The organism is Pirellulales bacterium, from assembly GCA_035499655.1.
GTDB lineage: Bacteria > Planctomycetota > Planctomycetia > Pirellulales > JADZDJ01 > DATJYL01.
On sequence record DATJYL010000053.1, the window covers coordinates 1 to 21952 of the forward strand.

The 21952-nt window shown below is 57.8% G+C and carries 13 protein-coding genes; 6 read left to right on the forward strand and 7 right to left on the reverse strand.

The window, feature by feature from the left end; all coding sequences use genetic code 11:
- The coding region (locus tag VMJ32_03510) for a hypothetical protein (GenBank protein ID HTQ38066.1) at nucleotides 1-3101 on the forward strand (3101 nt) is incomplete at its 5' end.
- A 193-nt stretch (nucleotides 3102-3294) separates the two neighbouring features.
- Nucleotides 3295-4041 (forward strand): sugar phosphate isomerase/epimerase, encoded by a 747-nt coding sequence (locus tag VMJ32_03515; protein ID HTQ38067.1) that lies wholly within the window; start codon nucleotides 3295-3297, stop codon nucleotides 4039-4041.
- Nucleotides 4042-4150: 109 nt separating this feature from the next.
- Here VMJ32_03515 and hemW read toward each other — a convergent pair whose 3' ends face one another.
- Entirely contained in the window at nucleotides 4151-5428 is a 1278-nt protein-coding gene (gene hemW / locus VMJ32_03520; protein ID HTQ38068.1) for a radical SAM family heme chaperone HemW, read from the reverse strand.
- Nucleotides 5419-6459, reverse strand: coding sequence for a metal-dependent hydrolase (locus tag VMJ32_03525; GenBank protein ID HTQ38069.1), 1041 nt, complete (start codon nucleotides 6457-6459; stop codon nucleotides 5419-5421). Before VMJ32_03525 ends, hemW begins: the two co-directional genes overlap by 10 nt.
- 152 nt (nucleotides 6460-6611) lie before the next feature.
- Between VMJ32_03525 and lpdA the strand changes: the two genes are divergently transcribed.
- From lpdA to VMJ32_03540, 3 genes are all read left to right on the forward strand, one after another.
- The gene (gene lpdA, locus VMJ32_03530) at nucleotides 6612-8039 is read left to right on the forward strand and encodes a dihydrolipoyl dehydrogenase (protein ID HTQ38070.1); all 1428 of its coding nucleotides are present in this window, start codon (nucleotides 6612-6614) and stop codon (nucleotides 8037-8039) included.
- A 170-nt stretch (nucleotides 8040-8209) separates the two neighbouring features.
- Complete coding sequence (aceE, locus tag VMJ32_03535; protein HTQ38071.1) at nucleotides 8210-11107, forward strand: pyruvate dehydrogenase (acetyl-transferring), homodimeric type; 2898 nt, start codon at nucleotides 8210-8212, stop codon at nucleotides 11105-11107.
- Between the two features lie 74 nt (nucleotides 11108-11181).
- Nucleotides 11182-12663, forward strand: coding sequence for a 2-oxo acid dehydrogenase subunit E2 (locus VMJ32_03540; protein ID HTQ38072.1), 1482 nt, complete (start codon nucleotides 11182-11184; stop codon nucleotides 12661-12663).
- Here the strand turns inward: VMJ32_03540 and VMJ32_03545 are convergent.
- The gene (locus VMJ32_03545) at nucleotides 12624-13163 is read right to left on the reverse strand and encodes a DMT family protein (protein HTQ38073.1); all 540 of its coding nucleotides are present in this window, start codon (nucleotides 13161-13163) and stop codon (nucleotides 12624-12626) included. The two genes, VMJ32_03540 and VMJ32_03545, sit on opposite strands and share 40 nt — an antisense overlap.
- Nucleotides 13164-13502: 339 nt before the next feature.
- On the opposite strand from VMJ32_03545, the gene VMJ32_03550 reads away from it, so the two are divergent.
- Nucleotides 13503-16601 (forward strand): YXWGXW repeat-containing protein, encoded by a 3099-nt coding sequence (locus tag VMJ32_03550; GenBank protein HTQ38074.1) that lies wholly within the window; start codon nucleotides 13503-13505, stop codon nucleotides 16599-16601.
- Between the two features lie 65 nt (nucleotides 16602-16666).
- Here VMJ32_03550 and VMJ32_03555 read toward each other — a convergent pair whose 3' ends face one another.
- From VMJ32_03555 to VMJ32_03570, 4 genes are all read right to left on the reverse strand, one after another.
- Nucleotides 16667-17605 (reverse strand): dihydrodipicolinate synthase family protein, encoded by a 939-nt coding sequence (locus VMJ32_03555; GenBank protein HTQ38075.1) that lies wholly within the window; start codon nucleotides 17603-17605, stop codon nucleotides 16667-16669.
- A 50-nt stretch (nucleotides 17606-17655) separates the two neighbouring features.
- A complete protein-coding gene (locus VMJ32_03560) occupies nucleotides 17656-18444 on the reverse strand; it encodes an RluA family pseudouridine synthase (protein ID HTQ38076.1) in 789 nt (262 codons plus the stop codon).
- A 62-nt stretch (nucleotides 18445-18506) separates the two neighbouring features.
- Nucleotides 18507-20027, reverse strand: a complete 1521-nt coding sequence (locus VMJ32_03565) for a Gfo/Idh/MocA family oxidoreductase (GenBank protein ID HTQ38077.1) — start codon at nucleotides 20025-20027, stop codon at nucleotides 18507-18509.
- Nucleotides 20028-20343: 316 nt separating this feature from the next.
- A partial coding sequence (locus tag VMJ32_03570) for a S41 family peptidase (GenBank protein ID HTQ38078.1) occupies nucleotides 20344-21952 on the reverse strand: 1609 nt, incomplete at its 5' end.

The window sequence follows — 21952 nt, forward strand, 5'->3', positions numbered from 1 at the left end:
AGTTGGTGTTTGCCGGCGGCACGGTGAATTTGACCGGTCAGGTCTATGGGCCCAAAGCAGCGCTGTATTTGCTGGGAAATCATAATCTCAACATTGGCGGCAGCGCTGCGCTAGGCATTACCGGCGGATTAGTGCTCGACAAACTGTACAGTTGGGGCAGCGGCCGGGTGAATGTCGATGCCACGCCGTACCAATTAACCGATCTTTCCATCACGATGGGCGACACTGGCAATGCCACGCTCATCCCAGGTGACTTGGGTTCCTGGCTGGAATACTACGTAACGGTCACGAACAACGGATCGACTACCGTTCATGGCGCGAAAGTTTCCGATATTTTTCCATCGTCCTTTGATGATTACGGCTTCAGAGCTTTCCCATCGGACGGGGCGCAAAGCCAGTTGGTTTACCCGTATGAGTTTGGTTATGGATTCACCGGCAACTCGCTGGAAGACACGGTGACCATGGCGCCGGGCTCTTCGATTGAGTACGAGATTACCGGCGATGCCGGCCCGAATGGCAGCGGGATGTTTGTCAATACGGCAACGGTGACTCCGCCGCCGTTTACGGTTGACACCAATCCGGCCGACAACACCGCCATCGATTCGCACCCGCTGAACCGGGAAGCTGACTTAAGCGTTTCGATAGGCGACGGAGTTCCCGCCGCTTCGCCGGGAAATGCGGTAGCCTATACGATCAGCGCGGTGCTGGGCGGCCCAAGCGCGTACCAACATGCGGTTCTATCCGACACGGTGCCTAGTTCCATCGCCAGTTTTACGGTGACTGGGTCAAACGGTTTTACAGCGCAGGGACACGGGGGCGATACTTTTTCCGACACGAGCTTGGGTTTTACGGGAGGCGAGTACGGACAAGAGGTCTACTACACTTTGACCGCGGTCATCTCGCCGACGGCCAGCGGAACGTTAAGCAACACCGTCTCGATCGCTCCGCCCGACGGCGTTACGGACATCAATCCCAGTGATAACTCGGCGACGGACAGCGACATTATTGCGCCGCCGGCGGATTTGGCGGTGTCGGTTGATGACGGCGTGACTTCGGCGGTGGCGGGCACCGGCATTACCTACACCATCACCGTCACCAACAACGGACCGACGGATGTGGTTGGGGCAGAAGTGGTGGACCATTTCCCGGCCGGATTATCTGGACCACTAATCCTTAGCAATTCGCCGACGAATCCGGGGGGCGGGGGAATCATCGTCTATGGGGGAACATTGGATTTTTCGGGGTCGTCAAATTCGGGTCCGATTACCGGCATCATCGACAACAACGGATCATTGACGGGTCCATTCGATTTGAATTTGGGGGGAGGTACAACGATCCTCGATGGCGGAACCTTGACGCTCAACAATGCGGCTGCATCGAACAATGTGGCGGTTGCTTCGAGCAATGCGGCGGTCGCTTCTCCGGCCGCCATGACCCCTGCGCCCGTGATCAACTCGGCGACATTTGGCTCGGGGACAACAACGTTCAGCGGCGGCACCACGGTCAATACCGGCAGCAGCGGTTCGATTACCATTGGTGGAGGCGGCGGATATTTGCCGTATCTTTCCGGAATAACTAGCGATTCGTATACGGCGATTGGCACCGGCGGCGCGACGGGCTTTACCTCCGGCACGGGCGATATTGACGACTTCGTCAATCTGCCTTCGGGCGCCAGCATTGTTTACACAGTTGCGGCGAATATCGGTCCGTACGGCAACTTGTTGTCGGACACCGCCACCGTAACCCCGCCAAACACAGTGGCGGACCCCAATCTGGGTAATAACAACGCGACGGAAACCACCCCGCTGACTTCGGTAACCGATTTGGCCATTACTCAGACCGACGATACCGACACGGTTTACGCCGGCTTGCCCACCACTTACACCATCGTCGTAAGCAACACGGGCCCCAGCACGGCGGCAAACGTGTCAGTTGCTGATGTTTTCCCAGTGGGCATCGACAGCGACACCTACACCGCCGATTTGACGGGCGGCGCCAGCTTTGACGGATTTCCCGGAGAAAGCACGCGCACTTCGGGAAGCACAAGCAGCGGAAGTGGAAATATCAATGACGAAGTGAATTTGCCGCCGGGCGCCACGATTACTTATCACGTGACCGCCCAAGTGGATTTGGAAGCCTCGGGCGATTTAACGAACACGGCGACCATCGGCGATACTTTCCCCCTGAGCGACACCAACCTGAGCAATAATACTTCGACAAGCACGCGCAGCATTGTCGAGCCTAACGATTTGCGAGTCACGGTATCGACCGATGCCGCAAGCGCCACAGCCGGCGGCGATTCGATCACTTACACCGTTACCGTCAGCAACACGGGCACGCAAAATGTCAACGCCGCGCAGGTGATGAACACGGTTTACATCGGCGGGGCCTACACGGTGAACGGCAATCTCCACATTCAGCGGAGTGAAACGTCGAGCGATCAATTTACGGCTACGGGCACAGCCGGCACGTCAGGCTTCACGGCCAGCGGAAGCGGCAACATCAACGACATTGTCAATATTCCGGCGGGCGGATCAATTACCTACCTCGTGACTACCAGCGCCCCGGCAAACGCACCGGGCGGCAACGACCTGGGGGACGCGGCCATGATTACGCCGCCGTCAACCTTCACCGACATGATCAACTATGACAATGTTGCCTACGATCAGATTGTGATCAACGAGCAAAGCGACATCAGCGTGGCCGTTACCGACGATGCAGGCGCCTCCAGCATCACGGGGGCAACGGGATCCGCCGCCGCAGGGGGCAGCGTTGTTTATACGATGGTCGTAACCAACAACGGGCCAAGTGAAGTGACTTCAGTGGACGTTTCCGCCAGCTTGGTGCCGGGCACTTATACTTTTCAGCTTCTTGATGCTCAAGGCGATCCGGCGTATTCGCCGTACCCGAATATTTTGATCTCAGGCTATTGGATATACAGTCCTTTGCCGTCGGGCGCGAGTGAAACGTTCATTATTACGGCCCAGGTCGATCCGACATTTTCTGGCCCCATGGTTACCACATTCAGCGCTTACGGCAGTTACGACCCTGTGCCAGACAATAACTCGGCGAGCATTACCGACAACATCTCGGCCAGTTAGGCACGCCACTACTGTGAACCGGGCGGTGGCTGTTGGAGGCATGCAGAAACGGCTTAAGTGACGTTCTGCCGTTCTTTCTCGCGGCGTTCAATCCGCTGGGCCGGTGTTGCCATGAAGCGGGCGGGGACGGTAAGCTACGGGCATCTCAAAGACAAGCTACGGATAGTGCCTGTCAGCAGTAAGGAGAAACGGAGTGTTTGTAGCCGCCTCGACAGATTGCTTCCCCGGCGTGCCGCTCGATGAGGCACTGAGCCGGTTAGTCGATTTAGAATTCAACCGTGTGGAAATTGGCATTCACGCCGAGGGCCCCGGCCTACGGCCGGCGGACGTCCTGGCCGATTTAGATCGGGCCATTGCCCAGTGCCGCAATACGCAGCGACTAACGCCGGTGGCATTTGCGGTCGATCCGGACCCGGGCGAAAATTACTATCGCCAGTTCGCAGCCTGTTGCAAGTTGGCGAAAGCGACCAAGGTGGTGACCATTACCGTTCGCAGCGGTGAATTGGGAACGCCGTTCAATGCGGAAATTGAACGGCTGCGCGAACTGGCCGCGATTGCCATTCAGGACGGCGTCGTGCTGGGCGTGCTGACGCAGGAAGGGCGTATTTCGCAGGACCCCAACACCGCGGTCGTGTTGTGCCAGCAAGTGAAAGGCCTGGGCATTACGCTCGACCCCAGCCCGTTTATTTGCGGACCGCACAAAGGCGATCAATATAACAACGTGTTCAAGCACGTAGTGCACACACATTTGCGGGACACGACGAAAGACAAGATGCAGGTCCGCATTGGGCAAGGGGAAATTGAATACAGCCGCCTGATTACACAACTGAGCTTGGCGCACTACAATCGGGCTTTGTGCGTCCACATTACTCCGATGGACGATGTCGACCATGTCGGCGAAATGCGCAAAATGCGGCTGCTGCTGGAAAGCCACTTGTAGGAAATGGTGAATGCCTAATGACGAATGTCTAAATAGCGCAAATGATGGGGCTCAAATCGTGTTGAATTGGGCATTTGGGCTTCGTCATTCTTTAGACATTCGGCATTCGTCATTTTTGTAGGAATTCCGGCCAGAGCGAATCGCTGACGAACAGCCCTGCGCGGGTGAGTTGAATTCGACAGCCGTCGTCGGTTAGCAGGCCGGCGGCAACGAAGCGGCCGAGCGGTTTGCCGACCAGCGCATCAATTTCGTGGCCCGTGCGAGCAAAGAACCAATCGCGCCTGACGCCTTCCAAGCGCCGCAGGCCGAAGACCAGCAACTCGCGCGCTTTGTCTTCCGGCGGCAGGTATTCGCGCTCCGCCACGGGCGATTGGCCTGTTTCCATGCACCGTAGCCACTTCGTAACGCTTTTATGATTTGTCTCCCGCACGCCGGCCACATGCCGGGCTGCACCCGGCCCTGCGGCGAAATACTCGCCGCCGGTCCAGTACACCTCGTTGTGGCGGCAGCGCTTGCCGGGCCGGGCGAAATTAGAAACTTCGTAATGCTCGAAGCCCGCGGCGGTTAAGCGGTCGATGGCGTCGGCGTACATTTGCCGCTCGGTTTCCTCGTCGACTTTCGCCAGTGCGCCCCGTTGCAAACGGCTCCAGAACGCTGTGCCGCGCTCGAAAGTTAAGCCGTAGGTGGAAATGTGATCTGGCGCAAGTTGCAGCGCCGCATGCAAATCGCTTTGCCAAGCTGCTAGCGTTTCGCCGGGCGCGCCGAACATGAGATCGAGCGATACATCCAAGCCACGGTTTCGCGCGAGTTGCACTGCTTTTGCGATGTCACCGGGTTGATGATCGCGCTCCAACAGCCGCAGCTTTTCGGAATGAAACGATTGGGCCCCGAGACTGATCCGCGTGACGCCGTAATCGGCGAGCATGGCGATTGTTTCCGCATCCAGATCAGCCGGATTGGCTTCGACGCTGAATTCCGCGTTCTGTCCGCCATTGCGGGCCCGGTTGCGGTTGGCCAGCGGATGCCAGCGCATCACAATTTCCAACAGCCGCCGCAATGGCTGGCCGCGTAAATGCGTGGGTGTGCCGCCGCCCAAAAACAAAGTGTCGACCTCGTGCGGCTGTCCCAACCAACTCAATTCTATTTCCAGGGCGGCAAGGAACGGTTCGATTAAATCGCCGCGGCCAGCCAGGAGTGTGAAATTACAATATCCACACCGATGCCGGCAAAAGGGGACGTGAATGTAAGCGGAACGGGGCGGTTGGATCTTTCGATCAATCTGTTTTTGCGTTCGCTCGGCGGCGGAGCCGGGGGCTAATGGATCACTGACCGCGGCTCGACCGAGCTCGCCGAAGTCTGACGGCTGGCTACTCATCTTTAAGCCCATAGATAAAGTCGCCCCTGGAACATGTCGGGAATTTTGCGCTGGACCATGCGGCGAATGCGTTCGGCCGTGTACCTGGCGCTGAAATGCGACGCGATGATCAACTCATTATGAAATTTTTCGCGACGCTCGATGATGTCGTCCAGGTGGATGTGGCCAAATTTGTGGATTTTTTCTTTGCGGTGCGACGGGGCGATAAACGTCAGTTCGGTAATCAACACGCGGGCTTCGTACATGGCCGGACAGCGGTCCAAGCCCGCAGGCGCGCTATCGCCCACGTAAGCCAGCAGGGGCACGCGGACTTCGTCAGTCACGTCGGCGCCGCTCATTCGCAGGTCTCGAATTTGTTCGCCGCTGAGTTGCTGATATTGCGGCTTCAACTTTCGCCGCCGATCCCAGACCACAAAACCCAACGACGGCACGCGATGTTCGGTGGCCGACACCGTTACAACGTGTTCGCGCGAAAGCTCGATTTCGTCGCCGGGTTTGGTGGGCACCAATTGGCAAGGCATGCGGCCGCCATCGAGCCGGGTGAACGACCTCAGAATGCGCTCGACGGGTTCAATGGCATATTCGGGCAAGTAAATGGTGGGTGGCGACATTTTCATCAGGCGGCGGCGGGCCACGTAAACGGGCAGGGCGGCCACGTGATCGAGATGGCAATGCGATACAAACCAGGTGTCGGTGCCCATGAACGTCCAGGGTTGCAGGCCGAGATCGAAACCGAGCTTCAATTCCGGAATTCGCCAATAGGTTTGGACGGCGGCGCGGGAATAGCCTTCGATCGTGAGGCCTTTGAATTGCAGCGTTTTAACCGGCGCGTTGTCGACCATGTGATGCAGGCGGAAGAAACCTTGTAAAATGCGGAATTTATCAGGATACACAAAGCAGGTCTGAATTTCATCGGCCCGATTTGAATTACGAAAGTATTCCCACCAGGCACTGTGATCCGGGTGGTAGGTCAGTTTGAAATTCCGACAGCCGCTTTTCCCGACTGACACAGTCGGGCTATGTTCAAATTGGCCCACTACCATGATCCGGCCATCCTTGACGATACAGGCGTTAGTCAGGACACTAATTGGTTCGCAATCCGTACCCTTACGTTCGCCTGACCGCGCGAACGCGGCTGAGGGGTGCGGGGTCATATTTTCGGCATTCGAATTTCAACTTTCGTCGAACCTGTTTTATGCATTCTGAAGTTGTCGTTTTAGGGGGCGGACCGGGCGGTTATGCAGCGGCTTTTTTGGCGGCCGACCTGGGAATGCAGGTCACATTGGTGGAGCGCGAACCGCGGCTGGGCGGCGTGTGCCTGCTGCGCGGATGCATTCCATCGAAGGCCTTGCTGCACGTTTCGAAAGTGATTGATGAAGCCCAGGAAATGGCCGAGTGGGGCGTCGAATTTTCGCGGCCAAAAATCAACATTGACGCGCTCCGGGCCCGCAAGGACAAAGTGATCCAAACGCTGACGGGCGGCCTTGCGCAACTGGCGAAGCGCCGCAAGGTGCAAGTGATTCAAGCGCGCGGCTGGTTCGAAAACTCGACTACGTTGCGGTTGGAGCGCACCGATCAGCCGGGACATACCGAAGAGCTGACGTACGATCATTGCATTTTAGCGACCGGTTCGCGCCCTATTAAAATTCCGATTTTCGATTTGCCGACCCCGCGGGTGATGGATTCGACCGGAGCATTGGAATTGGCCGACGTGCCCGAGTCGCTATTGGTTGTAGGCGGCGGTTACATTGGACTGGAAATGGGGACGGTGTATGCCGAGTTGGGATCGAAAGTGACGGTGGTCGAGTTGACCGATGGCCTGCTGCCGGGGGCCGATCGGGATTTGGTTCGCCCATTGCACGGCCACGTGGAAAAGCTGTTTAAATCGATTTTGCTGAGCACAAAAGTGGTGGGGCTGACGGACAAAAAAGATGCGATTGAAGTCAAGCTGCAAAATGCCGACGGCAGCAACGAACGCACAGAGACTTTCAGCCGCGTGCTGGTTTCCGTGGGCCGGAGGCCGAATAGCGACGGCATCGGCTTGGAAAACACCAAGGTCAAACTCGATAAACGGGGCTTCGCCTTGACCGATTTGTCGCAGCGCACCGACGATCCGCAAATTCTGGCCATCGGCGATGTGGCGGGCGAACCCATGCTCGCGCACAAAGCGGCCCATCAGGGCAAAGTGGCGGTGGAAAGCCTCCACGGCGAGCCGGCGGTTTTCGAGCCGCGCGCCATACCGGCCGTCGTCTTTACCGATCCGGAAATTGCCTGGGCCGGCTTAACTGAGGAGCAAGCCAAGCGCGAGGGGCGGCAAATCGAAGTGGTGCGTTATCCGTGGGCTGCCAGCGGCCGGGCGGTATCGCTGGGTCGCGCCGAGGGGCTGACGAAATTTCTCATCGATCCGGAATCGGAGCGCCTGCTGGGCGTGGGAATTGTGGGCGCTGGGGCCGGCGAGTTGGTGGCCGAGGGTGTGCTGGCCATCGAAATGGGATGCTCCGCCCGCGATGTGGCCGAATCGATCCATCCGCATCCGACGCTTAGCGAGACCGTCGCGTTTGCCAGCGAAGCGTTTTTGGGCGTGGCCACGGAAATCTACCGCCCAAAAGCTGTGGAAAAGTAAGCTGCCGGAAAGTGAGCGGCGGGGTACAATTCCCAGGGAACGTGATGGAACCGGTCGCAGTTGCAAACAGCGTGCCCCCAGCGCCCTTTACGAATCGCCCTAAGTGCTAGATAATGAGGGAGATAGGGTGGAGTGGGTACGCTGAGCGTTCAACTAGGAAGCATTGGCTTATGGCCCAAGGAAAAACCCGATCGAACTCAGCCGCTCACGGCGTTGCCGGCAACGGCGCGGCCGAGAACGGCGCGGCAGACCAAGGAACTGATGATCTGTTGGACGAAGTAACCCAGGACGCCGCGAATTCGGTTGACGAAACCGAAGGAGAGGTTGCGCGGCCGACGGAGGAAGTCGCTTCTGAATCGCCCGACACCAATCAGCCCTCCAGCACTGTAGATTCCGATCCGCCGGAAACCGTCGAATGGCTCGACTCACTCCGATACGTATTGGAAAGCAAAGGCCCAGAGCGCGTTAACTTTCTGTTGGCCAAGCTGAACGAAACGGCCCATCAGGCGGGGGTGGAGCTGCCCTTCAGCGCGACCACGCCGTACGTGAACACGATTCCTGTCGATCGGCAGCCGCCGTATCCGGGCAACCGTGAAATCGAGCGGCGCATTAAAAGCATTATCCGCTGGAACGCCATGGCCATGGTGGTGCGGGCCAATCGAGAGCACGACGGCATTGGCGGACACATTTCGACGTATGCATCGGCGGCCACGTTGTACGAGGTGGCATTCAATCACTTCTTCAAAGGGCGCGGCGAAAATTTCTCCGGCGATCAGGTTTACATTCAGGGGCATGCGGCGCCGGGTATTTACGCGCGGGCCTATTTGGAGGGCCGGCTGACGGAAGATCAGCTCACGAACTTTCGCCAAGAGTTGCAGCCCGAAGGGGGCCTGTCGAGCTATCCGCACCCGTGGTTGATGCCCAGTTTTTGGGAATATCCGACGGTGTCGATGGGCTTGGGCCCCATCATGGCGATCTATCAAGCGCGGTTCAATAAATATCTGGAAGACCGGGGGATTAAAGACACGACCAATCAAAAAGTGTGGTGTTTTGTCGGCGACGGCGAAAGCGACGAACCGGAAACACTGGGCGCTTTAACGCTGGCCTCGCGGGAAAATTTGGACAACCTGATTTTCGTCGTGAATTGCAACTTGCAACGGTTGGACGGCCCCGTGCGCGGCAACGGAAAAATCATTCAGGAGTTGGAAGCCATCTTCCGCGGCGCTGGCTGGAACGTGATTAAGGTGGTGTGGGGAGATGATTGGGACGCGCTGTTGGAAAAGGACGAAAGCGGCCTGCTGATTAAGCGCATGGGGGAAGTGGTCGACGGCGAGTTTCAAAAATACGTGGTCGCGCCAGGCAGTTACATTCGCAAGCACTTTTTCGGCAAGTACCCGGAGTTGGCCAAGCTGGTGGAAAATATTTCGGACGAAAAACTGGCCAAACTTCGCCGCGGTGGCCACGACCCGGAAAAAGTTTTTGCCGCCTTCAAAGCCGCGGTTGAAACCACCGGAAAGCCGACGGTCATTTTGGCCAAAACTATTAAAGGCTATGGCTTGGGCGAAGCCGGCGAAGGACGCAACATTACCCATCAGGTGAAGAAGGTTAATGAGCAGGAGCTGCGCGAGTTCCGCTCGCGCTTCGGCATTCCCATTTCGGACGACGAAGTGGCGAAAGCGCCGTTTTACAAACCCGCGCCCGATACGCCGGAAATGAAATACTTGCACGCCCGGCGGCAAGCCTTAGGCGGTTATTTACCCACGCGGCCCACGAAGTCGCCCACATTGCAAACGCCGCCGTTGGAGGAATATCGACCGTTCATCGAAAAGAGCGTGGGCCGGGAAGTTTCCACCACCACAGGCGTGGTTACGCTGATGGCGGCACTCTTGAAAGACAAAAAAATCGGCAAGTACATCGTGCCCATTGTGCCTGACGAATCGCGCACGTTCGGCATGGATCCGCTGTTCCGCCAATGCGGCATTTACGCCCATGCCGGGCAATTGTACGAGCCGGTCGACATGGATCAGATGCTCTATTATCGCGAAGCCGTCGACGGGCAAATTTTGGAAGAGGGAATTACCGAAGCCGGCTCGATGTCGTCGTTCATTGCCGCCGGTACGGCCTATTCCGCTCACGGCGTGCCGATGATTCCGATGTTCATTTACTACTCGATGTTCGGCTTCCAGCGCATCGGCGACTTGATTTGGGCGGCCGGCGACATGCGGGCCCGCGGCTTCATGTTCGGCGGCACGGCCGGACGGACCACGCTAAACGGCGAGGGCTTGCAACACCAGGACGGCAACAGCCATTTATTTGCCATCGCTTATCCGACGGTGCGGGCTTACGACCCGGCGTTTGTGTATGAAAGCACGGTCATCATTCTCGACGGCATGAAGCGGATGTTTCAGGATGGCGAAGATGGCATTTATTACATCACGATTCACAACGAAAATTATGAAATGCCGGCCATGCCCGCGGGCTCCAAACCGGGTGAAATCGAAGACGGCATTATCCGGGGCATGTACAAGCTGAGCACCGTGGAAGCGCCCGAAGGCAAATCGGGCGGCGACAAACCGCACGTGCAACTGTTGGGAAGCGGCGCCATTTTGCGGAGCGTGTTGCACGCCCAAAAACTGCTGGCCGAAAAGTTTGGCATTGGCAGCACGGTGTGGAGTGTCACCAGTTACAAAGAACTCCGCAAGCAGGCCCATGCCTGCCGTCGCTGGAACATGCTGCACCCGAATCAACGCCCTAAGGTAAGTTACATCGAGCACCTGGTTGGCGGCTTACAGGGGCCGTTTATCGCCGCCTCGGACAACGTGCGGGCAGTGGCCGAGCAAATCGATCCCTGGATTCCAGGCGGCTTGTTCGCCCTGGGGACAGACGGTTTCGGTCGCAGCGAAACCCGAGCGAACTTGCGGCGGCACTTCGAAGTGGATGCCCAATGCATTGCCGTGGCCGCCCTGTACCGGCTGGCAGAATTAGGCAAAATAGACCGATCCCGAGTGGCGGCAGCCATTGAGCAGTGGGGCATTAACCCGGAGAAAATGGATCCGCTGTTTGCGTGAAGCTGCTAAACTGCAAGCGGATTTGTCCCTGTCTGACATTATTAAACCTTGAACTTTGACTCCTGCTATCGCCAATGGCCGACTTTAAGCTGCCCGACTTGGGCGAAAACATCGAATCGGGCGATATTGTTTCCGTGCTTGTGGGCGAAGGCGATGTCGTCAAAGCCCAGCAAGATGTCATCGAAATCGAGACCGACAAAGCGGTGATTTCCGTTCCCTGCGATGCCGCGGGGAAGGTGACGAAGATTCACGTTGCCAAGGGCCAAACGGTGAAGCCGGGGCAAGTGATTCTGTCGCTGGAAGCCGCTGCACCGGGCGCAGGCGCGGCGGCAAAAGGTCCAACCGCACCAGCCAAAGGCACGGCGGCAATTTCAAAAGCTCCCCCCGCGGCGGCCAAGCCGCCGGCTGCACCGACTAAAGCTGCACCAGTCAAGGCTCCGGCTCCAAAACCCACCGCTTCCACTCCAGCAAAACCATCGGCACCCCCGCAAACAGCGCGGGAATCTGACGGCAATGGCCGTTCTTCCGCGGCAGTGCAAGGTGTGGCCGCGCCATCCGCGGCTCCGCCGACCAATTCGGGCAATCAAGCTGTAAATGTAGCGGCGGCATCGGCCGAGGATGAGGCGGATGATCACGCCGGCCATTCGTCCACGACCGCGCCGGCGGGTCCGGCGGTGCGCCGTTTGGCGCGAGAATTGGGCGTGGACCTGGACCGTGTTCACGGCACCGGTCCCGACGGCCGCATCACGCGGGAAGACGTGATTAACGCCGTGCGGCACGCCAACGAAGTGGCCGCCACGTCGGGCAGGGCCGCTTCGCCCAGCACCGGCCCGGCGGAGCGCGACAACTACGGCATTGTCCGCCGCGAGACGATGAGCAAAATCCGCAAAACCATTGCGGAAAACATGGTCCGCTCGGCCACGACCATTCCGCATCTGACGAACTTCGATGACGCCGACATTACCGAACTGGAGCGGCTGCGGAAAGAAAGCGCTGCCGCCTACTCGCACTCTGGCATCAAGCTCACGTCCCTGGCGTTTGTGCTCAAAGCCGTCTCCATGGCGTTGAAGCAACATCCTACGCTGAATGCTTCGCTGGATATGGAAACGGGCGAGATTATTTACAAGCAGTACGTGAATTTGGGCGTGGCGGTGGATACCGAACGCGGCCTGATTGTGCCGGTGTTGCGCGGTGTCGATGCCCTTTCGATCCCGCAAATTGCTCAGGGCATTCAAGCCCTGGCTGAAAAAGTTCGCCACGGCCAGCAATCCCTGGACGATTTGCGCGGCGGAACTTTTACCATCAGCAATTTGGGCGCGGTCGGCGGGCAATATTCCACGCCGATTATCAATCATCCCCAGGTGGCCATTCTTTTAGCGGGCCGCTCGCGGAAAGTGCCCGTCGTGACGGCAGACGATAAAATTGAGCCGCGGCTGACGATGCCGTTGAGCTTGTCCTACGATCATCGGCTGGTCGACGGCGCGGCCGCCAGCCGCTTTTTGAATGAAGTGATCGGCTATCTGGAATCTCCCGGCCGGCTGCTGTTGGCGCCGTGATCGATTGCTACGTCGGCTGGCTGCTGAGGCGAAGATGTTTGACTGGGCGGTGAAACCCCAGCGTGAAGTTCCGGGGGTTTGGCTTCGGCCCAGCGGGGCGCCATCATCACCACGACAGCTAAAAAAATCAGCATGAATGCTCCCCAATCGGTGAGACGAATGGCGTCTTTCAAATACAGGGCGTTGAACAGAACGAACGCGGTAATGGTGATGGCCTCTTGGATGATCTTCAATTGTGGACTGCTAAATTTGGCATTCCACACGCGCTGCCACCACGAAGTTGACGCTGGGTCGGCATTTGGATCGGCCACGCTAACCCCCTCGTGCGAATCGGCGTAACCGTATCGGTTGGCTGGCACTTGAAAGCAATACTCGAAGAAGGCAATCGACCAACTGATCAAAATCGCCGCAAACACCGGGGCGGTTTTGAATTTCAAATGCCCGTACCAGGCGATGGTCATGAACGTGTTGGAGCAAATCAGCAAAACGACGGTAAGCATGGCGGTGTCCTATGCGAATGCGTTTGTAAAAAGGTCATGCCTGGAATTCGGGTTTAACAGGCTCCAGGAGCCAATCGTCCGAAAAATGTCCGCCCTATCCTGCGTCAATTACCTGCCCGTTTAGGCATCAAAATGTTGCAAAAACGAAACAATTCGGGCAAACGTGCGTTCTGAAAGCCGCGAGAATTCGTATAATAAACAGTTAGGGAAACAGAGAATACCACTTCGGCATGCCGGGTGCAGTGGGAAGGGGAGATTTCCAAGATGTTCCCGCAGTGCAATCAGATGCGCAACGGTTTGTCATCGGAAAGACAACATTCTTGCCAAGGAGTTTTTGCCATGAGGCGGCGCTTCCCCTGGGCTTTGATGGCGATGGCGCCTGTCATCGGGGTTTTAGCTTTTTCGTGCGGCTTGGGCGGGAACGTTTACTGCCAAGGCTGGTTGGCAGTAGCGGCGGCGGCCGATGATTCTGCGGCCCCAGCACCGGGAGAAATGACAAACCCCGCGCTAACGCCTCCTTTGCCAGTCCCGACCGAGGAGAACAAAGCTGCCTCCAGCCCTGCCGCCGGAGCGGAAGTCCTGACCCAAGGGCCCGTTCACGAGGCATTTGCCAAGCCGATGGAGCTGAACCCTCAGCCCGGGCCAATCGTCAAGAAACATCCGCCGGACCCAATCAAGGAAATTCCTCCGGCGCAACAACCCGACGGCGACAACATCGTCTGGATTCCCGGCTACTGGGCGTGGGCTGACGATCGCCAAGATTTTATTTGGGTTAGTGGGGTGTGGCGTGCCGCGCCCCCGGGACAAACGTGGGTGCCCGGTTATTGGAGCGAAGTGGATGGCGGCTTCCAATGGACTGCGGGATTGTGGACTGCCACGGCCAAACAGGAAGTGTCGTATCTGCCTGCTCCGCCAGAATCGTTGGAAAATGGACCCTCCAGCCCGCAACCGGGGGAAAACCAGTTTTGGATTCCCGGCACGTGGGTCTATCAAAATACGAACTATGAATGGCAGCCGGGTTATTGGACGGTATGCCGGCCGAATTGGGTTTGGATGCCGGCCCATTATTGTTGGACGCCGGGCGGTTACGTATTTGTCGACGGTTATTGGGATTACGAATTAGCTCGCCGCGGCTGCCTGTTTGCGCCGGTTTACTTCGCGCAGCCGGTGTATATGCAGCCGGCGTTTGCCTACACACCCGGCGTGGTGTTTAACGTGGGATTGTTCAGCGATTGTTTGTTTGTGCGACCGGCGTTTGGGGCGTATTATTTTGGCGATTATTTTGGACCGCAGTACGCCAGTATCGGCTTTGCCCCGTGGTTTTCGCTGACCATTGGAGGCCGGCCCCGTTTCGATCCGCTATTTACGTATTACAACTGGCACAATTCGCTGGCTGATCGGAATTGGTTGGTTCACACTCAGCAGCACTATGATCTGCTGCGCACAGACGCGGCGCTGCGTCCGCCCCATACCTTTGCCGCTCAGCAGCAATGGCTCAAAAATAATCCCAATGCACGAGCAGGCAATATGGCGTTGGCTGCGCCGCTGCGGGAAGTCGCCAAAGATCCGTCGAGATCCGACTTTCAATTCCATGCCGTTTCGATGGCCGATCGCCAGGCTTTGGCCCTCAAAGGAAACGAACTGCAACAATCCGCCCAGCAGAGGTTGAACGTCGAACGGAATACAAATTCGTCGGGCGGCGCTGGCATGGGCACGCCCGGTTCCGGGGGAAATAATTGGAACATGTCACGCAATGGCATGAACGGCACAAACTCAAATCCGAGCGGCGCCGGCAGTAGTGAAACGGGAACCGGCACGGCGACGTCGAAATTCAAGCTCCCCACCGCCGCGGCTTCGAACATGCAGCTTTCGGGCAACGCACAGCGCGGATCGTCAGGCAGCCCGCAAGCGGGCGGTGCAGCGCTCAACAGCACGACAGGCAATAATTATTCGCTCGGTAATCGCTTTGGGAACAATTCGTCGGGCATGAGCAATGGAAGTGGAAGCAATGCCAGCGGTCCACGGTTCGACAGCGGCGATCGACTGCAAGCAAATTTGCAAGACAAGACCAACGACGCAAGTCAGAATAGTAACAGCGACCAATCCTCGGCGCGATTCAAGGGTCCCAGCCTCATCCAGCCGGGAAGTGGAACCTCGTCCAACAATGTGTATTCCGGCAATGCTTATCCAGGCAATGCCTCGTCCGGCAACAAGAATTTTGGCAACCCGAATTTTGGCAACGGTTCCAATCCAAACCCGTCTTCCTCCGGCAACCAATCTTCGCCGCGCATGTTGTTGTATCCCGGTGCCGGCGGGGCCGGCGGTAATCCCAATCCAAGCGGCGGTAACGGCGCGGGCCGAGGAACGGGGGGCGGCTCGGGAAGCGGCAACAAGGACGATTCGAATAAGAAAAACAAAACCTCCTATTCCAGCCCGGATTTTACCGCGCCGCAACCGCACACCAACTTCCAGCCGGCCAAGCCTTCGCTGATTGATGTGCAGGATGTTTTGCACGGGGAGCGAAAAGCTGCGCACAGTTCCAACACCTTGGGCCGCGATGGGCAACGCTCGAAAACCAGTGCCAACGGCGGTGACTCTGCCATCGACGATTCTTCGCGACGCACTTCCGCCGGCTTTGACCGTGGCTCGAAAGCTGACGCGAAAGACTCTGCAGGCGGCAAATCGGATGCAACAACAAATTACCAATTACCTCCCTTATTCCGCATTAATATCGGCAACGACTTATTCCGTAATCCATTCCTGCCAGGCGGTGGCGATGCCCAATCCACGCCTGACAATGATTCATCACACCCAGCCGACAGCACCCCCGGCAGCAATCAACCCGGCAGCACGCCGGGGTCGGATCACAATCTGGCCGGTAACGGTTCCGAAGGAACCAAGTCGGCGGGCGCAACGACGGGCATTCCCCAAGGCGCCGCAGCAGCGGCACGGGGAAATTCAGGTCTGACTCCAACCAGAAATCCTGGACTCGCCAAGTACGATTATGGAACCCTGGTCGAACGCGGCCGTTCACTCAGCACGCCCACTACGCGAACTTCGTATGCTCCCAGCCTGGCAAGCAACACGGCGTCTTCCGATGGCGGCAGTTCCGACAGCTCCCCGTCGCCTCGTGAACTCAGAGATCCCATTTCGTCGATTGGTCCGGGAAGCGAAAACCATGTCATGTACGGTCCCTTGGGATCAGGCGCTTCGTCGATGCCGATGGGACCGTTAGAATCACCCCATATGCCGACCCCGCCCATGGGATCGTTGGGTTCCGCCGAAGATAGTGATTCGCTGCGCGGATTGGGGAGCTATATTCCGACGAATTCGCTGCCGACCATTCAGCATTTCGATCTGCGTCTGCCCAGGCCCACCCATGCTGCCCCCAACGCCGACCCCAGCGCTCGCACTTATGACCCCGTACGGGGATATTAGGCCTAAGGGTTGCTGGATGGCTTGCAATGGGTTCGCAGGTCGCGAGACCCTAGCATTTTTGAATTCTATTGCGGGCTGGCATTGGGGCCGTGCAGTCCGAATTCTGTAAGCAAGCGGGATATTTTCCGTTCGAGTTCCGGTCGCTCGTGCTGTTGCCGCTCGCTAAGCGGTTGCCGACTGCGGCCGATATGGATGCCCCGCAATTGCACGCCGATGCGAAAGCCTTCCGGGAAATCGGCCGCATTCACCAGCGCATCGAACAGTTCCAGCAGCCGCAGTTGCAGCGCACGAGCTTCGGCAAACCGGCCTTCCTTCACCAAGTCGTAAATCTTCCGCGTGATTTCCGGCGCCACACCGCTGGTGGCATTCGTTCCGCCTTGGCACCCCATCATCAACATGGGCGCCAGCGCCGCTTCCCAGCCTGACAAAAACACAAAATCGGGGCGCGCCGGCTGCACGGCGGCCATCATCCGCAACATGCCGGCCATATCGCCCGATGAATCTTTGATGCCGATAACCCGCGGGAATTCCGCCAACCGCTGCAAGGTGGTCACGTCGATCGGACTGGCAAACAGAGGGATGTTATACAGCGTGACATCTATTGGAGTATGGCGTGCAATTTCGCGGAAATAGGCGAATACTGATTCCGGCCCCAGCTTGTAGTAATATGGGGCGACGATGGCCACAGCCCGGGCGCCATACCCCAAATAAGTTTCGCAAGCCCTCAACGTTTCGCGGACGTTGGTCTCGGCGGCGCCGGCCAGCACCAGCGCTTTGCCGCGCGCTTGCTGGCACACGATGTGGACGATGCGCCGCCGCTCGTCGGGCGTAAAACGGGTAAATTCACCGGTCGAACCGTTCGGATACAGGCCGTGGGCGCCGTGGTCGATAAGCCAATCGGCATAGCGCCGCAGCTCCGCTTCGTCGATTTCGCCGGCCTCGTCCAGTGGCGCCATGTTCGGCACAAAGATGCCTTCGATGTTTGGGGCAGTGTGTTGCGACATGGCAGACTCTCTGTTTGCGGATTGACGAACGAATCGATTGTAATCGTTTGTTAGTCGCCTGCCACGCCTATACCCAGTTCGCGCCAGGCGGCGCCCACCGGGGCCATGAACGTGATTTGCTCCCGCGTGGCAGTTTGCACGAACGACAGTTGCCGGGCATGCAAGGCAATGGCGCGGAGCCGTAAGTCTTCGACTTGTGGTCCAAACGCAATTCGGCTGCCGTATTGAGTATCGCCCAACACCGGATGCCCCCGGGTGGAAGTTTGCACTCGTATCTGATGCATGCGGCCGGTTTCCAACTCAATTTCCAACCACGAACCGTGGGCAGTGTGGCCCAGCGTGCGGTAATGCAAAACGGCCTGTTGCGCTTGGGGATGATTTTCGTCGACGACTTCCACCTGGGCTTGGCCGGGAATTTTGCGGAGCCAATCGGCCCATGTGCCGGCGGGCGGTTCCACCGCTCCTTCCACCATCGCCCAGTAGAATTTGCGGACTTGTCGGCGTTCGAATTGCTTGGAAATTTTGCGCGCCCCCTTTTTTGTTTTCGCCAGTACGATGACGCCCGAAACCGGCCGGTCCAGACGATGCGGCAACCCCAAGTAAACCCCCGGCGCGCGACCGGTGGGATCACACTGCCAATAAAGCATGTCGGCATTCACCCGCGCTTGCAACGCGGCGCGCACTTGCAACTCCAGCGAATCGATGCCGCGCGGCGCTTGCGTCGATAAGCCGGAGGGTTTGTTGACCACCAGGCAATGGTCGTCCTCAAACAGAATGTCAAGCACAGGCGGCATAAGTGCCACATTATCGTCTGCCGTGACAAAAACAAAAAAGCCCATGGGTTGCAACCCGTGGGCTTGAGAAATCGGTACGATGTACCCGCCGGTAACTCCACACCGGCTTATACTTGCCCGGCGGGAGGCACGACAAACGGATTGCGGTATTCCCGTGACCGCATGGCGTTGGCTTTCTCGTTATCGATAAAGGCAAACGCCTGAGGATTAAACTTGAGGAAATCGCCACATTGGAACATGGTGTTGTCGTCAATCGTCACGCCGTTGCTTTCCAAATGCTCGATGGCACGGTTTAGCGTATCTTGGGCATCGTCGCTCATTTTCACGGCCTTCAACCGATTGATGATTTCATCCTTGGCCACTTTTTCGCCCAACCGGTAACTGATATTACCCATGTGTACCAGGCAGGCGCTCCGCACGCCTTCCTCGACGTCGCAGTGCAATTCGTCCTTGTTGCGGCTGTGTACAGCCTGGATAAAGTTGGCGTGGTGCTGTGGATAACTTCCACCGCTGAAGCTCTTGATTTCTTTGCCATTTTTGTCGAACGCCGTGCCGTTGGTATAGCTGGTCATAGCCACATAGCCATCGGTGCCTTCGAAAATGATGCCAATATCCACGCCTTTCAAAGGCTTGAGCTTGGCCTTAGTCGACAAACCACGTGTTTCGAATACCAGCGTTTTCGGGCCGTAATCCAACACCACGTTAATGGTGTTGGGCGTTTCACCGGCGTCGATATACCCAAACCGGCCGCCATAAGCAATAACGCCCTTGGCCAATTCATTGACGCCTAAGCCCCACCGGGCCACATCCATTTCATGGATGCCCTGGTTGCCCATGTCGCCGTTGCCGTAATCCCAAAACCAATGCCAGTTGTAATGCACGGGCCCCTTGTCAGGCGTATCATATCGCGATTTTTCATGATACGGCGCGGGGCCAGTCCACAGATTGTAGTCGATGCTGCTGGGCACGTCGTACTGGCCGGCCGGGCCGATCGATTTGCGGTCTTTATAGCAAATGCCGCGCGCCAAATTGACGTCGCCAATTTTTCCGGCCTTGATAAAATTGATGGCGTCAATCGTGCCGGTCATCGATCGGCTTTGCGTGCCGATTTGGCAAATCCGATTATGCTTTCGGGCCGTCTCGATCATCCGCTGCCCTTCGGCAATGTTGTAGGCGGCCGGCTTTTCGGTGTAGATGTCCTTGCCGGCTTGCATGGCCCAAATGGCCAGTAATGCATGCCAGTGGTTTGGCACGGCTGCGGACACGCAGTCGATATCTTTATTGTCGAACGCCTCACGGCAGTCGCGGTAATATTTGGGGCGCTGTCCGCCGGTTTTCTTGGCAATTTCGTCGCAGCGCTTGTTGCCGACGCTTTCATCGACGTCGCAAATGGCGACGATGTCGGCTTGCCCGATGTTCGCTTCATCCAATAAATTTTTGATGTGCGATTGGCCTTGGCCGTTGACGCCGCAAATCACGAATCGCAATTTTTCGTTCGGACCTTTTTCGGTAATCGAAGTCGAAGTGCTTTCCTCGGCCAGCAGCCGGCTGACTGGTCCTGTGGCGGCCGCCGCAGCGGCGGCCAAAAGCGAATCGTGTAAAAATTGACGACGAGAATATTCCGACATGGCCGTTGCTCCTTCCCAATGGTGGGCTATACGTGCGGTCCCCCCGACACAAGTAACCAAGATAAAGCGTCCGCCGCCTGCGAATTTGAACCTACAGCATAGCCTGTTTCAGTCGGCTTGGCTACTATTTTCGCTCCGCGGTGGTGGGACAATTTGAAATTCCGACCGCCGCTTTTCCCGACTGACACAGTCGGGCTATGTTCAAATTGGCCCACTACCCGCTCCGCAGGGGGGAATCCATAAAAAAGCCCACGGTTAGCAACCGTGGGCTTGGATAACGCTTGTTCGACCGGCGTCGGATAAAGTCGGGAACCGCTTACCGTTGGGCCAATTGGCTGCGGGCGGCTCGCATGCCGGCGCTTACGAACGGATCGTCCTGCGTGTCCGTGCTGACGGGGAGAGTAATGTGGCCATCGACCGGCTTGGCAGCGGTATGCACCTCGTAGCCTAGGTCCGGTTCGACCCCGATGTGACTAAACGGTTTGCCCAGGGGCGAATAAAACTTGGCCGTGGTAAGCCGCACCCCGCCGCCGCCGACCGCCAACGGGAAGATGCCCTGCACCGAGCCTTTGCCGTAGCTGCGGGTGCCCACGATGGTGGCCCGATGATAATCGCGAAGCGCTCCGCTCAGGATTTCGGCGGCACTGGCGCTATCACCGTCGATCAGCACGACCAAGGGAAGCCGCCACGTGGCATTCCCTTGAGCCGTATAGTTGTAATCTTCGCCGGGGCTGCGGCCACGGGTGCTTACAATGCTCCCCTGGTTCACGAACTTATTGGCCACTTCCACGGCCGCGGTCAACAGGCCGCCGGGGTTGCCGCGCAGATCGATAATGAGCGAACGCATGCCTTCGCGCTGCAATTGCCACAGAGCGTTGTCGACATCGTGGCTCGTCGTTTTTTGGAAGCACGTCAGTTTGAAATAACCGATGCCGGAGTCTTGATCGACGATTTTAACATCGTCGACGCTGGGCACGTCGACATGGGCCCGTTGGATGGTTAGTTGCCGGGGCGGATCGTTGCCGGTCACCACGGCCAAATCGACGGTGGAGCCCTCCGGGCCTTGGAGCAAGTCGGCGGCTTTGTCGGTCGTTAAATCGGAAGTGGAGCGACCGGCGACGCTGACGATTTTATCGCCCCCTTTAATGCCGGCCCGTTCCGCCGGGCTATTGTGAATAACATTCACGATGAGCAAGGTATTGTCGGCGGCTTTCAGTTCGACCCCCAGGCCGACAAAGTTGCCTTCGATTTGCGAATACAAGTCGTTCAATTGGCCGCTGGTCAGAAACGCGCTGAACTCATCCAGGCCGCCCATCATGGCGGCGGTGTATTCCAGCAGCGTGACGCTGGGCCGCAATTGTAATTGAAGCTGCGCCTGTTGCGCGGCGGCCCAGGCCGCGTTACGTGCGTCGTTGAGCGAATGCACCGGATGTTGAGCTTGCTCGCGGCGCAAATCGCGGAGGAACACATCGACGCGGTCAGCGCTGGACTGCAACTGATTGTTTTCCAGGAAGTTGGGATCGGTCAGAGCGATTCCCAAATCGTGGGCGCCACGGTTGACCAGCGAGGCCCAATCGGGCTCTTGCACGTAATGGGCCTGCAGCTTCGTGGCTGCATCGGTGAATACTTCCAGCGAGTCAGCATCGCTCATGGTCGATGCGCTGCGGCGGAACGAGGCATCGGCATAGCGACGGCTGATATCGAAATGAATTTTAGCGACGTCTAAGCGTTGATTGAGCTCCGGCATCGGCTGCCCGTAATTCAAGCGGGCCGTATCTTCGTACAGAGCGTAGGCTTCGCCCCAACGGCTTTGCGATTCCAGCGTGTGTCCTTGATCCAGCGCGCTGGCCACGGCCGTGGAAGCGGCGGCGGGAGCTTGCGCCGGCAGACCGGTTTGCGACGACGTTGGATCGGTCGCCGGCATT